This window comes from Stenotrophomonas sp. EMP41 (genome assembly GCF_047495535.1).
GTDB lineage: Bacteria > Pseudomonadota > Gammaproteobacteria > Xanthomonadales > Xanthomonadaceae > Stenotrophomonas > Stenotrophomonas sepilia.
Genome location: NZ_CP179923.1, coordinates 1,636,001 through 1,651,738, shown reverse-complemented (window position 1 = coordinate 1,651,738; position 15,738 = coordinate 1,636,001). Strand labels below are relative to the sequence as shown.

General features: G+C 67.2%; 12 protein-coding genes. All 12 read left to right on the top strand.

Features of this window, described 5'->3' with window-relative positions; translation table 11 throughout:
* Positions 1–132 precede the first annotated feature (132 nt).
* The 12 genes from ACMGRF_RS07500 to ACMGRF_RS07445 all read left to right on the top strand — a co-directional run bounded on the left by ACMGRF_RS07500 (position 133) and on the right by ACMGRF_RS07445 (position 15,482).
* Positions 133–441 (top strand): lipid asymmetry maintenance protein MlaB, encoded by a 309-nt coding sequence (locus tag ACMGRF_RS07500; RefSeq protein ID WP_014647026.1) that lies wholly within the window; start codon positions 133–135, stop codon positions 439–441.
* Complete coding sequence (locus tag ACMGRF_RS07495) at positions 438–803, top strand: response regulator (protein ID WP_005409521.1); 366 nt, start codon at positions 438–440, stop codon at positions 801–803. Before ACMGRF_RS07500 ends, ACMGRF_RS07495 begins: the two co-directional genes overlap by 4 nt.
* A gap of 45 nt (positions 804–848) precedes the next feature.
* Positions 849–2,837 carry a chemotaxis protein CheA gene (locus tag ACMGRF_RS07490; protein WP_049416929.1) on the top strand — a complete coding sequence of 663 codons (1,989 nt, stop codon included), beginning with the start codon at positions 849–851 and terminating at the stop codon, positions 2,835–2,837.
* A gap of 384 nt (positions 2,838–3,221) precedes the next feature.
* Entirely contained in the window at positions 3,222–5,471 is a 2,250-nt protein-coding gene (locus tag ACMGRF_RS07485) for a methyl-accepting chemotaxis protein (RefSeq protein ID WP_414485777.1), read from the top strand.
* A 160-nt stretch (positions 5,472–5,631) separates the two neighbouring features.
* On the top strand, positions 5,632–6,405 hold the full coding sequence (locus tag ACMGRF_RS07480; protein ID WP_049438540.1) for a flagellar brake protein: 774 nt from the start codon (positions 5,632–5,634) through the stop codon (positions 6,403–6,405).
* A gap of 205 nt (positions 6,406–6,610) precedes the next feature.
* The gene (locus ACMGRF_RS07475; protein ID WP_014647021.1) at positions 6,611–7,102 is read left to right on the top strand and encodes a chemotaxis protein CheW; all 492 of its coding nucleotides are present in this window, start codon (positions 6,611–6,613) and stop codon (positions 7,100–7,102) included.
* Between the two features lie 135 nt (positions 7,103–7,237).
* Positions 7,238–7,621 (top strand): hypothetical protein, encoded by a 384-nt coding sequence (locus ACMGRF_RS07470; protein ID WP_014647020.1) that lies wholly within the window; start codon positions 7,238–7,240, stop codon positions 7,619–7,621.
* A gap of 101 nt (positions 7,622–7,722) precedes the next feature.
* Positions 7,723–10,098 (top strand): methyl-accepting chemotaxis protein, encoded by a 2,376-nt coding sequence (locus tag ACMGRF_RS07465; RefSeq protein WP_180878798.1) that lies wholly within the window; start codon positions 7,723–7,725, stop codon positions 10,096–10,098.
* Positions 10,099–10,629: 531 nt separating this feature from the next.
* Complete coding sequence (locus ACMGRF_RS07460) at positions 10,630–12,912, top strand: methyl-accepting chemotaxis protein (RefSeq protein WP_134709160.1); 2,283 nt, start codon at positions 10,630–10,632, stop codon at positions 12,910–12,912.
* A gap of 37 nt (positions 12,913–12,949) precedes the next feature.
* On the top strand, positions 12,950–13,819 hold the full coding sequence (locus tag ACMGRF_RS07455; RefSeq protein ID WP_414485776.1) for a CheR family methyltransferase: 870 nt from the start codon (positions 12,950–12,952) through the stop codon (positions 13,817–13,819).
* A complete protein-coding gene (gene cheD / locus ACMGRF_RS07450; RefSeq protein ID WP_134709161.1) occupies positions 13,816–14,412 on the top strand; it encodes a chemoreceptor glutamine deamidase CheD in 597 nt (198 codons plus the stop codon). The genes ACMGRF_RS07455 and cheD overlap by 4 nt, the downstream gene beginning before the upstream one ends.
* A complete protein-coding gene (locus tag ACMGRF_RS07445; protein ID WP_180881099.1) occupies positions 14,409–15,482 on the top strand; it encodes a protein-glutamate methylesterase/protein-glutamine glutaminase in 1,074 nt (357 codons plus the stop codon). Before cheD ends, ACMGRF_RS07445 begins: the two co-directional genes overlap by 4 nt.
* Positions 15,483–15,738: the final 256 nt, after the last annotated feature.

The window sequence follows — 15,738 nt, the reverse complement described above, 5'->3', positions numbered from 1 at the left end:
CCAGGTCGCTTGCGACTTAATCCCCTCCGTCCCCTTTTAGACAGCGACCGCCTCGACGTACCGCGTCGATTCTTCTAAAGAACCCCACCGGGGTGCCGTTATGGATCACGGAACCGTTTGTCCGGAGCAACGATGAGCACTGTCGAACTGGGTGGGGATCTCGGCATCGAGAGCACTACCGAGCTCAAGAACCGCCTCGCCCCCCTCGTGGAGCAGGCCGGCGAGCTGACCCTGGATGCCAGCCAGGTCGCCCGCATCCACACGGCCGCCGTGCAGGTGCTGTGTGCGTTCGTGCAGGCCCGCCGCGAGGCAGGCCTGGGCACCGGCTTCCACGGTTGCACTGCAACCTTCCGTGACGCCGCGCGCCTGCTGGGCGTCACCCAGGCCCTGGGCCTGGACGTAACCCATGACAACCTGAAATCTGTGGAGAACGCTGCATGAGCGCACGTATCTTGGTGGTGGACGATTCGGCGTCGATGCGCCAGATGGTGTCCTTCGCCCTCACCTCGGCCGGTTTTGCCGTCGAAGAAGCTGAAGACGGCGCGGTCGCGCTCGGTCGTGCCAAGGGCCAGCGCTTCAATGCGGTGGTGACCGATGTCAACATGCCGAACATGGACGGCATCGCGCTGATCCGCGAACTGCGCCAGCTGCCGGACTACAAGTTCACCCCGCTGCTGATGCTGACCACCGAATCGGCCGCCGACAAGAAGTCCGAAGGCAAGGCCGCCGGTGCCACCGGCTGGCTGGTCAAGCCGTTCAATCCCGAACAGCTGGTCGCCACCGTGCAGAAAGTGCTGGGCTGATCGCCCGGCGCCGCTCCCCCTCTTCGCTTCCGGATCACCACTGCCATGAGCATGGACCTGCAACGCTTCCACGCCACCTTCTTCGAGGAGAGCCGCGAAGGCCTCGATGCGATGGAGGCTGGCCTGCTGGCCCTGGAATCGGGGCAGCAGGACGCGGAGATCATCAATTCGGTGTTCCGCGCCGCCCACTCGATCAAGGGCGGCGCCGGCACTTTCGGCTTCGACGCGATCGCCGGCCTGACCCACGTGCTGGAGACGCTGCTTGATGAGCTGCGCGCCGGCAAGCGGGCCCTGGAAGGCCACGCCGTCGACGCCATGCTGTCCTCGGTGGATGTGCTACGCGCCCTGCTGCGCGAAGCCGAACACGGCCAAGCCGCAGATCCCGCCGCAGTCGCTGCGGTGAAGGCCCGCCTGGAAGCGGTTCTTTCCGGCCAGGCCGCAGCGAGCGCCCCGGCGGCCGCCGCAGCCAAGGTGGACGATACGCCGGAAGCCTGGCAGATCGGCTTCACTCCGGCGCCGTCGCTGTTCATGAGCGGCAACGACCCGCTGCGCATCATCCGTGAACTGGAGCATCTCGGTTCGCTGCAGGTCGCCGCGCGCATGGAGCGCCTGCCGGGCTTCGCCCAGCTTGATCCGCTCGAAGCCCATCTTGCGTGGGACCTGGGCCTGGTCGGCAAGGTGCCGCGCAGCAAGATCGAAGACACCTTCGCCTGGGTGCTGGACGATTGTGAGCTGGACATCCGTCCCGCCGCGCCGCCGAGCCTGGCCACCCAGGCGCCGGCCGCAGCGGCCCCCGCTCCGGTCGCAGCGGCACCTGCCGCGCCTGCCGCGCCTGCCGCCAGCGGTGGTGCCAGCCAGGAAGCGGAAACCTCGATCCGCGTCAGCGTCGACAAGGTCGATGCGCTGATCAACCTGGTCGGCGAACTGGTCATCACCCAGGCCATGCTCAAGCAGGTCTCGCACGCACTGGACCCGGTCCACGCCGAGAGCCTGTTCGCCGGGCTGGACCAGCTTGAACGCAACACCCGCGACCTGCAGGAAGCGGTGATCGGCGTGCGCATGCTGCCCGTCGATGCGGTGTTCCGCCGCTTCCCGCGCCTGGTTCGTGACCTGTCCAGCCGCCTCGGCAAGCAGGTGCGCCTGCGCACCGTCGGCGAAGGCACCGAACTGGACAAGGGCCTGATCGAGAAGATCGCCGATCCGCTGGTGCATCTGGTGCGCAACTCGATCGACCACGGCCTGGAAATGCCCGACGTGCGTCGCGGTGCAGGCAAGGACGAAACCGGCACGATCACCCTGGCGGCCTCACACCAAGGCGGGCACATCGTCATCGAAGTCAGCGACGACGGTCGCGGCCTGGACCGCGCCAAGATTCTGGCCAAGGCCACCGAGCGCGGCCTGGCGGTGCCGGACAACCCGACCGATTCGCAGGTCTGGGACCTGATCTTCCAGCCTGGCTTCTCCACGGCCGATGCGGTCACCGACCTGTCCGGGCGTGGCGTCGGCATGGACGTGGTCCGCCGCAACATCCAGGCGCTGGGGGGCGAGGTGCAGATCGAAAGCAGCCTCGGTACCGGCACCCGCACGCTGATCCGCCTGCCGCTGACCCTGGCCATCCTCGATGGCATGACTGTGGCCGTGGCCGGCGAAACCCTGATCCTGCCGCTGGCCTACGTGCTTGAGGCATTGCAGCCGCAGCCCGAGGATATCCGCAGCATGGCCGGCGAAGGCCGCGTACTGCGCGTGCGTGGCGAGTACCTGCCAATCCTGTCGCTGAGCGAGTACTACGGCTACGGCAACCGCGCACCCGGCAGCGAATCGCTGGTGGTGGTGGTGGAAGGCGATGGCCAGAAAATCGCGCTGGAAGTGGACGAACTGGTCGGCCAGCAGCAGGTGGTGGTGAAGAACATCGAGAACAACTACCGCCGCATCGGCGGGGTGTCCGGTGCCACCATCCTTGGCGACGGCCGCGTCGCGTTGATCGTTGACATCGGCGGACTGGTGCGCTCGCTGCGGATGCCGCAGGCCGCCTGATCCACGCCGCATGCGGGTCATGGACCGCCGCCCTTCGGGGCGGCGGTTTTTGTTTGCGTGCGCCTGCCAGTGGGGTCAGATCCCTTTCCGCAGGAACGGCATCTGGCCGCGGGACGGCACCCCGAAACCAGATCGTGAACTCCGTCGGCACGATGGTTGCGGGCGCAACCACTTCATCCAAGCGAAACCGCGTCGCTGCAACGCTTTTGCGCTGTCATCCCTACGCAACCGAATGTGATCTGCGTCCATAAAGTCCGCGCGGACGGCGCCGTTATTTCGCTTTGACGGTCGTCACCGAACCCCACCGGGCACCCCCGTTCGCTCTGCAACCACCCCCAAACCGGCGCACAGACGCCGGCACTCTGCCCACCTGGAGCACCCTGCATGAAGTGGTTCCAAGATCTGCCCATCGCCCGCAAGCTGGCCGTGGGGTTCACCCTCACCACCCTGATGACCGTCGTACTGGGTGCCTTTGCCCTGATCCGCCTGTCCGAGGCCAACGCGCAGCTGCGCGACATGGCCGGCAACGATATCCCCTCGGTCCAGCACCTGGGCGAGGCACGTTCGCAGCTGGGCGAGTTCCGCACCTACGAACTGGCCCAGCTGAGCATGCTCGACCAGCCGGAGAAGGTCGCCGACTACAACAAGCGCATGGACGATACCGCCAAGGCCGTGCATGACGAGCTGGCGGCGTACGCGGCGCTGCCGGCGCTGGACAAGGAGCGTGAACTGTATCGCGCGGCCAGCGCACAGCTGGACCGCTACTTCGCCGCAAACAAGGCGATGCGCGACGCCGTGGCCGCCGGTGATGGCGCACAGGCCCAGCAGATCTCCGACGAGCAGTCGCGCCCGGCGCGTCGCGACCTGTTCGCTGCGATGAAGGCACTGGGCACCCACATCGCCGGCCAGATGGACGGCAAGATCGCCGACGCCAACGCCACCCACCGCACCAGCATGATTGCCATCATCGGCTGCATCGTGCTGCTGTCGCTGGTCGCTGCCGCGCTGGCCATCGTCATCTCGCGCGCAGTGACCGGCCCACTCGGCAAGGCCGTGCATGCCATCCAGGCCGTTGCACGCGGTGATCTCAGCGTCAGCACCCAGGCCACCAGCAAGGATGAAGCCGGCAGGATGCTCGCTGCCACCGCCGAGATGACGGCGATGCTGCGACGCTTCAGCGAGCAGACACAGTTGATGGCACAGATGCACGCTGGCCCGGACATCAGCCATCGCATCCCGGAAGATTTCCCGGGCGTCTACGGCCAGCTGGCCAACGGCATCAACACGGTGATCTTCGAACACCTCGATGCGATCGTCGATGCCATTGAAGTACTCAACCAGTACGCCATCGGCAATCTGAGCCCGGATGCGCGCCGCCTGCCCGGCAGCCGCGCGATCCTGCACGAATCCATGGACGCGGCCAAGGCCAGCCTGCTGGCGATCAATTCGCAGATCCAGCACCTGGCTGCGGCGGCCGCCGCCGGTGACTTCAGCCAGCGCGGCGACGCACAGCGGTTCCAGCACGACTTCAAGCTGATGATCGAGCACCTCAACACCATGATGCAGGTGGCTGACGGCAACCTCGGCCAGCTCTCGCAGCTGCTGCAGTCGATCGCCACCGGCGACCTGACCGCACGCATGGAAGGCCAGTTCAATGGCGTGTTCGCCCGCATGCGGGATGATGCCAACACCACGGTCGCGCAGCTGACCCAGATCGTCGGCCAGATCCAGGCCAGCGCTTCCAGCATCACCCTGGCCGCCGGCGAGATCGCCTCGGGCAACAGCGACCTGTCGCGCCGTACCGAGCAGCAGGCCGCCAACCTGGAAGAAACCGCGGCCTCGATGGAGGAACTGACCTCCACCGTGCGCCAGAACGCCGAGCATGCCCGCCAGGCCAACCAGCTCGCCATCGGCGCGCATGGTGTCGCCTCGCAAGGTGGCGAGGTCGTCGGCCAGGTGGTCACCACCATGTCCGCCATCGAAGCCTCGTCGAAGAAGATCGCCGAGATCATCAGCGTCATCGACGGCATTGCGTTCCAGACCAACATCCTGGCACTGAATGCCGCCGTGGAAGCCGCGCGTGCCGGTGAACAGGGCCGCGGCTTCGCCGTGGTCGCCAGCGAAGTGCGCACCCTCGCCCAGCGCTCGGCCGCCGCCGCGAAGGAAATCAAGGGCCTGATCGACGACTCCGTCGGCAAGGTCGCCGAGGGCTCCAGCCTGGTCCACCAGGCCGGCAGCACCATGGGCGAGATCGTCGCCTCGGTGCAGCGCGTCACCGACATCATGGCCGAGATTTCCGCCGCTTCGCAGGAACAGAGCGCGGGCATCGAGCAGGTCAACCAGACCGTGGTGCAGATGGACGAGACCACCCAGCAGAACGCCGCACTGGTGGAGGAAGCCACCGCCGCCGCACGTGCGATGGAAGACCAGGCCGTGCAGCTGGGTGAAGCAGTGGCCCGCTTCCGGCTGGCATCGCACGGCACGACGGCCATTCCGGCACGCCCGCTGGCAGCACCGGTACCGCGCCAGGTCGCAGCCGCCGCACCGGCGGCAAAAACGGTCCCGGCACGTGCGCTGCGCACCGCGACAGCACAGCCGGCACTGGCTGCGGACGGCGACTGGCAGGAGTTCTGACAGAACCACGGGGTCAGATCCCTTTCCCTCGGGAAAGGGATCTGGGTCCTCACGCGCCGAAAGTGATGCAAATCCCACTTCATAATCCGGTGCAGAGGCCGATACCTCCATCGAGCCTCGCACCAACGCGTGCTGGCGCCCGCCCCTGACCGTAGATTCCATGTCCGACGGCAACGACACTGCAGTGCATGATGTCCACGCGGCCGACGCCGCTGACGAGCGCTTCCTGGTCCGCAACCCGCGCCAGCTGCGGCAGCTGCTGCGCTCGCTGATCGACCAGCGATCATTGATCAACGCGCACATCGACGGCCGCGACCGTTCGTTCCCCACTGCGCTGCTCGACCTCGACGAGGACGAGGACACCCTGCTGCTCGATGGCAGCCCGCAGGAAGCTTCCAACCGCGCCGCCGAGCAGGCCGATCACCTGCTGTGCTTCGCCCAGCTCGAACGGGTGCTGGTGCGCTTCCGCCTGCACGAACTGCAGCGCGTGGACAACGACGGCCACGTGGCCTTCCGCGCCCCGCTTCCGGAAGAACTGGTGCACCTGCAGCGCCGCGAACTGTATCGGCTGGAGACGCCGGTCACTGATTCACCGCAGCTGCTGCTGCCACCCGGCGAAGCGCGGGCCGAAGCGCTGTCGATGCGGGTGGTGGACATCAGCGGTGGCGGCCTGGCCGTGGTGGTGCCCAATGACTGCGCGGTGTTTGGTCTGCAGAAGCGCTATCCGGCGCAGCTGTCGCTGCCGGACGGCCCCGACCTGGATATCGAACTGGTGGTCTGCAACCTGCTGCCGCAGCGCCAGCCCAACGGCATCGAGGTCAAGCGCGTGGGAATGCGCTTTGAATGCCTGCCACGCGGCGCCGACAGCGCCATCCAGCGCTACATCTTCCGCATCGACCGCCAGCGCAAGGCCCGCCGCAACGGTGAGCTCTAAGGCCAGGCCAACAGGAAGTGCCGGCCGCTGGCCGGCAACTTCGCGACAATGCGGGTACGGCCATTGCCGGCCAGTGGCCGGCACTACCGATCTCCGGTAGATCCACGCCATGCGTGGATGCCCTTCCCCCGGCACCTAAAGTCCCCCCCGGCGGGGCCGATATCGAGCCTGACACCGGGACTTCCGGCAGAACCAGGACCCCTCGATGAACGACAAGACCAGCTCCGCCGCCAGCGCCGGTGGCGAATTCCTCAGCTTCACCCTTGGTGACGAGCACTACGGCGTGGACATCCTCAAGGTGCAGGAAATCCGCGGCTACGACGCCGTCACCCGCGTGCCGGACGCCCCGGACTACATCAAGGGCGTGATCAACCTGCGCGGCACCATCGTCCCGGTGATCGACCTGCGCCTGAAGCTGCGCCTGGACAACGCCCGCTACGATGCCTTCACCGTGATGATCGTGCTGAACGTGGAAGACCGCGTGGTCGGCATCGTCGTCGACAGCGTCTCCGACGTGATCCCGCTGTCGGCCGAGCAGATCCGCCCGACCCCGGAATTCGGCGCCGCCGTCGATACCCGCTTCATCTCCGGCATCGGTACCCACGACGATCGCATGCTGATCCTGCTGGACATCGAGACCCTGCTCGACAGCGCCGACATGGGCCAGGCCAACCTTGCCGAAGACGTCGCTGCCTGAGCAAACGGAACTGCTTCACGTTCCAGTCACAACACCCTTCAGTTCCCTTCGGCGGTGCCGATAGGGGGACAGAAGCCGGTCGCGCAGGAGCGCGCAGGACCGGCCCGATCGTTACCATCCCCGGAGATACCCTCGATGAAGTCCCTGTTTGCGTTCGTCTCGGCCGCTGTCCTGGCCACCACCGCCGCCTCCGCTTTCGCCCAGTCGGCCGACATGATCCCGCCTGAAATGGCGCCGCGTTCGGTCGGCAAGGACGGCATGGTCTGTGGCAAGGTCGAAAAGGCCCGTTACGCAGAAGGCTCCGAAGGCCAGCCGACCTTCCTGTACATGGGCGGCGCCTTCCCGCGCCACACCTTCTCGGCGCGTATCGCCGGCGAGAACCGCGGCAAGTTCTCCTTCCCGCTGGAAACCCTGGAAGGCAAGACCGTCTGCGTGATCGGCAAGATCCAGCGCGACGCCTCGCGCGCGGAAATCGAAGTCAGCTCGCCGGCTGGGCTGAAGCTGGCCAACATCAAGTAATCCGCTGTCCGTCGAACCACGCCGGACCTGGTGCCGGCGTGGTTTCTGCTGCAACCGGGCCCGATGCCCGGGCGCGTCTGCCTTAGGAGCTCGCAACGCCCATGCCGTGGATCAACAACCTGAAACTGATGCCGAAGCTGCTGCTGACTTTCGGCGTCCTCCTGCTGGTGATGCTGCTGCAGGGCATCGTCGCCTATCGCGGCCTGCATTCGCTGAACAACGTCACCACCGAGCTGGCCGGTTCGCGCATGGAGAGCATCCGCATGGCCGGCGAGATGCGCGGCATGCTGGGCGAGTACCGCAATGCCGCCTACCAGCAGCTGATCCGCGCCAGCGATGACGTCAAGTCCGATGCGCGCAAGCAGGGTGTCGACCTGCGCGCCAGCATGGACAAGTCGATCAAGGAGTATCCGAAGCTGGTCGACAACCCGCAGCAGAAGAAGCTGTTCGACGCCTTCGCCAAGGAATGGAAGGACGCCCTGGCATCCTATGACAGCGTCACCGAGATGCTGGAACTGGACCTGCCGGACGACGCCATCGATACCTTCGTCGGCGAAACCCGCACCAAGCACCGCAAGGCTGCCTCCGCGCTGGAGGCGCTGATCGCCGAAGACAACCGCCTCGCCCGCGCCTCGCGCGACGAGGCCGCTTCCACCTATTCCGCCTCGGCCGTGCTGACCGTGATCGCCCTGCTGGGTGGCGCCGCGCTCGGCCTGGTGCTGGTGTGGCTGTTTGCCCGCGCCCTGGTCGGCAGCGTGCGTGGCGCCGTCTCGGTCGCCAACGACGTGGCCGGCGGCAAGCTCGATGGCCACATCGACGTCAGCCGCCAGGATGAAGTGGGCGAACTGATGCAAGCCATGCAGCGCATGCAGCGCGACCTGCGCGAGCGCATCGAGACCGACCAGGCGATCGCCCGCGAGAACCTGCGCATTCGTACCGCGCTGGACTACAGCTCGACCGGCGTGTACCTGACCGACACCAGCAACACCATCGTCTACAGCAACCGCGCCCTGCAGCAGACCCTGAGCCAGTACCAGGACGAACTGCGCCGCGACCTGCCGGACTTCGATGCCCAGGCCTCGCTGATCGGCAAGCCGGTTACCGTGCTTGAGCACCGTGGTGAGATGGACCAGACCCTGCTGAACAACCTGAAGGCACACGGTGTCGCGCGTCGCCCGATGCAGTACGGCGATGCCCAGTTCGCCCAGGTGGTGTCGACCATCCGCAATGAAGGCGGCGACACCGTCGGCTACGTGGTGGAATGGCGCGACCGTACCCAGGAAGCGCAGGTTGAAGCGGAAGTGGCCCGCGTGATCGCCCAGGCCGCCGCCGGCGACCTGTCCGGCCGCATTGACGCCACCGACAAGGAAGGCTTCTTCCTGCAGCTGGCGCAGCAGATCAACGGCCTGCTGGACGCCAACGCCGGCAGCATCGAACAGGTCTCCGGCCTGCTTGCGGCACTGTCGCAGGGTGACCTGACCGTGCGCATGCACGGCGACTACCAGGGCGTGTTCGCCCGCATGCGTGACGATGCCAACGCCACCGCCGCGCAGCTGAGCGAGATCGTCACCCGCATCAAGCAGTCCAGCCGCGCGATCAGTTCGGCCGCTGGCGAGATCGCCTCCGGCAACAGCGACCTGTCGCGCCGGACCGAGCAGCAGGCCGCCAACCTGGAAGAAACCGCGGCCTCGATGGAGGAACTGACCTCCACCGTGCGCCAGAACGCCGAGCATGCCCGCCAGGCCAACCAGCTCGCCATTGGCGCGCATGGCGTCGCCTCGCAGGGCGGCGAGGTCGTCGGCCAGGTGGTCACCACCATGTCCGCCATCGAAGCCTCGTCGAAGAAGATCGCCGAGATCATCAGCGTCATCGACGGCATTGCGTTCCAGACCAATATCCTGGCACTGAATGCCGCCGTGGAAGCCGCGCGTGCCGGTGAACAGGGCCGCGGCTTCGCCGTGGTTGCCAGCGAAGTGCGCACTCTCGCCCAGCGCTCGGCGGCTGCCGCCAAGGAGATCAAGGGCCTGATCGACGACTCGGTCGGCAAGGTCAACGATGGCTCGGCGCTGGTGCACAAGGCCGGCGCGACCATGGGCGAGATCGTCGCCTCGGTGCAGCGCGTGACCGACATCATGGCCGAGATTTCCGCCGCCTCGCAGGAACAGAGCGCGGGCATCGAGCAGGTCAACCAGACCGTGGTGCAGATGGACGAAACCACCCAGCAGAATGCCGCGCTGGTGGAGGAAGCCACCGCCGCCGCCCGCGCGATGGAAGAACAGGCCGGCCACCTCAGCGAGGCTGTGTCGATCTTCGTGGTGGACGAAGCCGAAGTCGTGGCCGCCCCGCGCGTCACCGCCTCGGCGCCGCGCGCCGCTGCACCGGCTGCCCCGGCCCCGGCTGCCCCGCCGGCCCGCCGCACGGCAGGTGGTCGCCCGATGGCAACCGAACTGGCCGACGGGGACTGGCAGGAATTCTGATGCCTGCCTGACCTGATCCACGAACACGCCCTGGCCCTGTGCTGGGGCGTTTTTGTTTAGGGGGTATCTGATTATCCAGCCAACGGCGAAGCCCCTCGGGGTGGTCGGTCGAAGTGCTGGGCTGCAGAGGGCAGGCCGGGAGGGTGGGTTGCGCAGGGGACGCCGTGAACCCGTCCCTGGGGGCTTGGCCGCGGCTTGCTCGTGTGCGCTGTCCTGCGCACACGAGCAAGGCGCCATCGAGCCCCCAAGGACGGGTTTACGGCGTGTCCTGCCTGCCCACCCCGGCCCAGCTACTTACTGACAATCCAGCGCCGACCAACCGCTGTTGCTGTTGCTGTTGCTGTTGCCGTTGCCGCTGCTTCAAAAGCCTGCCGCAGGCAGCGCCGCAGCCGCCGCTGCAGGAAAAACCTGAATACGTTCCGACACCGCACCTCAATCCCCCGCCCCCGCGGCCGATAACGGGGTTGTCACGGCGCATCCCGCCGCTGGCCGGCTCGGCGCCGCCCGCCCGCTTCGACCTGGTCCTGCTCGATGAATCTCCTGCATCGCTGGCAACACTACTTCAGCAATCTTTCCGTCCGGCGCAAGCTCAACCTGCTGACGCTGCTCATCGCGCTCGGCGTGATCGCGCTGTCGGTGATCGCCGCCCGCATGCAGTACCTTGACCTGACCGAGACCCGCAAGGCTGCGCTGAAGACCCAGGTCGAACTGAGCTACGGCATCCTCCAGCACTACCACCGCCTGGCCGGTACCGGCGAGCTCAGCGAAGAGGCCGCCAAGCGCGCCGCGCTGCAGGCGCTGGAGGTCATGCGCGCCGGGAACGATACCTACTACTTCAACATTTACGACACCGGCTACCGCCTGCTGATGCACCCGTTCCGCAAGGACCTGGTCGGCAAGGACATGAAGGACTTCCACACCGACGACGGCGTACGGATCTACTACGACCAGGTCGAAGCGGCTCGCGCCGGCGGCGGCTTCGTCAACTACCGCTGGGCCAAGCCGGGCAGCAAGGGCGAGGTCGAGAAGGTCGCGTACGCCGGCCTGTTCGCGCCGTGGAACTGGGTGGTCAGCAGTGGCGTCTACATGGACGACGTGCAGAAGCAGGCGCTGGTGTTCACTGCCATCATGACCGTCTCCGGTGGCGTGCTGGTGCTGATCGTGCTGGCCCTGAGCTGGGTCATCGGCAACCGTATCGCGGTACCGCTGAAGCAGGCCACGGCCGTCGCCGAAGGCATCGCCGCCGGCAAGCTCGACAGCCACATCGGACCGCAGCCGCACGATGAAACCGGTCGCCTGCTGGAGGCCATGGCCGGCATGCAGCAGCAGTTGCATGCGGTCATCACCGGCCAGCGCGAAATGGCCCGCCGCCACGACGGTGGCGAACTCAGCTACCGCATCGACGCCAGCGCCTTCCCCGGCGAATACGGGCTGATGGTGCAGGAAACCAACGCCCTGGTTGGTAGCCACGTGCAGACCCTGCACGATGTGCTGGACGTGGTGCAGCAGTACGCGGTCGGTGACCTGAGCCGCGACATCGCCCGCTATCCGGGCGAGAAGGCGGCGATGACCACCACCGTCGACACCGTCAAGGCCAACCTCGGCCGCATCAACGCCGAGATCAAGCAGTTGGCCAGCGCCGCTGCTGCCGGCGACTTCAGCCGCCGAGGCGATGCGCAGGGCTTCGACCACGATTTCCGCCTGATGCTGGAAAACCTCAACGCGATGATGGCGGTCAGCGATGACAACCTCGGCAAGCTGTCGCAGCTGCTGTCGGCCATCGCCGAGGGCGACCTGACCGCGCGCATGCACGGCGACCATCAGGGTGTGTTCGCCCGCATGCGCGACGATGCCAACGCCACGGTCGCGCAGCTGACCCAGATCGTCGGCCAGATCCAGGCCAGCGCTTCCAGCATCACCCTGGCCGCCGGCGAGATCGCCTCGGGCAACAGCGACCTGTCGCGCCGGACCGAGCAGCAGGCCGCCAACCTGGAAGAAACCGCGGCCTCGATGGAGGAACTGACCTCCACCGTGCGCCAGAACGCCGAGCATGCCCGCCAGGCCAACCAGCTCGCCATCGGCGCGCATGGTGTCGCCTCGCAAGGTGGCGAAGTGGTGGGCCAGGTGGTCACCACCATGTCGGCCATCGAAGCCTCGTCCAAGAAGATCGCCGAGATCATCAGCGTCATCGACGGCATTGCGTTCCAGACCAACATCCTGGCGCTGAATGCCGCCGTGGAAGCCGCGCGTGCCGGTGAACAGGGCCGCGGCTTCGCCGTGGTTGCCAGCGAAGTGCGCACCCTCGCCCAGCGCTCGGCCGCCGCCGCCAAGGAGATCAAGGGCCTGATCGACGACTCCGTCGGCAAGGTCGCCGAGGGCTCCAGCCTGGTCCACCAGGCCGGCAGCACCATGGGCGAGATCGTCGCCTCGGTGCAGCGCGTCACCGACATCATGGCCGAGATTTCCGCTGCTTCGCAGGAACAGAGCGCGGGCATCGAGCAGGTCAACCAGACCGTGGTGCAGATGGACGAGACCACCCAGCAGAACGCCGCACTGGTGGAGGAAGCCACCGCCGCCGCACGTGCGATGGAAGACCAGGCCGCACAGCTTGCAGATGCCGTGGCGATCTTCCGGCTCGACAACCAGGTCTCGGCCGCGATGCAGGCCGTTGCCGCGCGGGTCGAGCCGGCGAGAGTCACCACCGTGGCACCTCCGCAGCCAAGCCGTGCGGCAGCACCTGCACCGATACCGCCACGTCGCAGTAGCAACGCCAGCACCTTCGCCGCCAGCGACAGCGACTGGCAGGAATTCTGAGACCCACCCGCGGCGGCTTCGGCCGCCGCCCCCGCCGATGGACACGTCCCCCGTGCAAAGTCCTACCCCCATCGTCACCGGCCCGCGCGAATTCGAGTTCGCCGACCGCGATTTCCGCCGCGTCTGCGACCTGATCTACCAGCGCGTGGGCATCGCCCTCGCCCCGGCAAAGCGCGACATGGTCTATGGCCGCCTGTCGCGCCGCCTGCGCACGCTGGGCATGCGCAGCTTCCAGCAGTACCTGGACCATCTGGAACAGGAAGATGGTGACGAGTGGCAGGCGTTCACCAACGCGCTGACCACCAACCTGACCTCGTTCTTCCGCGAACCGCACCACTTCGACAAGCTGCGCGAAGAACTGCAGCAGCGCTCCAGCCGCACGCCGTTGCTGCTGTGGTCGTGCGCGGCGTCCACGGGTGAAGAGCCCTACTCGATGGCGATCACCGCGTGCGAGGCCTTTGGCACCCTGAAGCCGCCGGTGCGCATCCTTGCCACCGACGTCGATACCCAGGTGCTGGCCACCGCCGGCCGCGGCGTCTACAACATCGATCGCGTCGCCAGCCTCGATCCGGACCTGCGCCGCCGCTACTTCCAGCGTGGCAGCGGCCCCAACGAGGGCCAGTGCCGCGTGCTGCCTGCGCTGCGCGAGCTGATCGAGTTCCGCCCATTGAACCTGCTCGCCCCGCGCTACGACGTCGGTGGCCCGTTCGACGCACTGTTCTGCCGCAACGTGATGATCTACTTCGACAAGCCGACCCAGCGCGCGATCCTCGGCCGGCTGGTACAGCACCTGGCCGATGACGGCCTGCTTTACACCGGACACTCGGAGAACTACCTGCACGCCGCCGACCTGATCCAGCCCTGCGGCCGCACCCTGTACCGCCGTGCGGCGAAGGCCGGTGCATGAACGCCTCACTGCGTACCGACGATGTGATGCGCTACCAGGATGCGCGCTTCCAGACCCTTGCCGCCAAGCTGCTGCCGACCCAGTACCTGGTGGTCGATGACACCACCGCGCTGACCACCACCCTGGGTTCGTGCGTGGCCGCCTGCCTGCGCGACCCGGTACTGAAGATCGGCGGCATGAACCACTTCCTGCTGCCGGAAGGCAACGCCGGCGACGGCGCGCCTGCGCGTTACGGCAGCTATGCGATGGAACTGCTGATCAACGACATGCTCAAGCGCGGCGCACACCGCAAGCGCATCGAGGCCAAGGTGTTCGGTGGCGCCAACGTGCTCAAGGGCTTCACCAGCAACCCGGTTGGCACCCGCAACGCCGAGTTCGTGCGCCAGTACCTTCAGGCCGAGCACATTCCGATCATTGCCGAGGATCTGTGCGGCATCCATCCGCGCAAGATCTGGTTCTTCGCCGATTCCGGCCGCGTGGTGGTGCAGCGCCTGCCGCATGCGCATGAGGCAGAAGTGGCCGCCACCGAATCGGCGGTGCGTGCGCGCCTGTCCAGGGCGCCGGTCACCGGTGGCGTGGAGCTGTTCGAATGACCTTCACCGGCAACGCCCCCTGCCGGGTCCTGATCGTCGACGACTCCGCCGTCGTGCGGCAGATGCTCACGGAAATCCTGTCCAGCGACCCGGCCATCGACGTGGTCGGCACCGCGGCTGACCCGCTGTTGGCGCGCGAGAAGATCAAGCGCCTACTCCCGGACGTGATCACCCTGGACGTGGAAATGCCGCGCATGGACGGGCTGGCGTTCCTGGAAAACCTGATGCGCCTGCATCCGCTGCCGGTGGTGATGATTTCCTCGCTGACCGAGCGAGGCGCCGACACCACCCTGCAGGCACTGGCGCTGGGCGCCGTGGATTTCGTTTCCAAGCCCAAGCTGGACGTGGCACGCGGCCTGCAGGGCTATGCCGAGGAGATCATCGCCAAGGTCAAGATGGCGGCGCGCTCGCGCGTGCGTCCGCTGGTGCGTGCCAGCGCCCCCAAGCTCACACTGGACGCAGCGCCGACGATGCGTGCTGCCTCGCCGCAGTTCCGCACCACCGACCGGCTGATCGCCATCGGCTCCTCTGCCGGGGGGACCGAAGCGCTGCGCGTGGTGCTGGAAGGCATGCCTGCCGATGCACCCGCCGTGGTGATGACCCAACACCTGCCGGCCAGCTTCAGCAGTGCCTTCGCCGAGCGACTGGACCGCCATTCGGCGATGGCAGTGCGCGAGGCCAGCGACGGCGAAGCAGTACTGCCCGGCCACGCCTACCTGCCACCCGGCGGCAAGCACCTGCGCATCATCCGCGACGGTGCCCGTTGGCGCTGCCGCGTCGACGACGGCCCAGCGGTGAACCGGCACAAGCCGGCGGTGGACGTGCTGTTCCGCTCGGTCGCGCAGAGCGCGGGTGGCAATGCCATCGGGGCCATCCTCACCGGCATGGGTGACGACGGCGCACGCGGCCTGCTGGAAATGCGCCAGGCCGGCGCACCCACGCTGGTGCAGGACGAGGCCACCAGCGTGGTCTGGGGCATGCCGGGTGCCGCGTTCAAGCTGGGCGCGGCCGAGGAACAGGTGCCGCTGGAGCGGATTGCGGAACGCCTGCTCACCCTCGCCCGCAGCTGACAGGCCCCTGTAGAGCCGAGCCCACGCTCGGCTCCGCTCCAGGCGCCTGCTCCCGCCCCGCCTCACCCTTCACGAAACTGGCACCCGCCGTCCCGCGATTTTCGGGCTTCACCACCGCGACCGGGCCCTTGCGGTGTCGAGCGTGGGCGCCGGGGAACGGAAATCCCGATGCGGCTGCCAACGCGGAGCGGAACCTTGATTGTACCGCGCGCCATTCGCGCCCACTGGGAGGTTCGCAGGTCAGACTTGGAGTGCT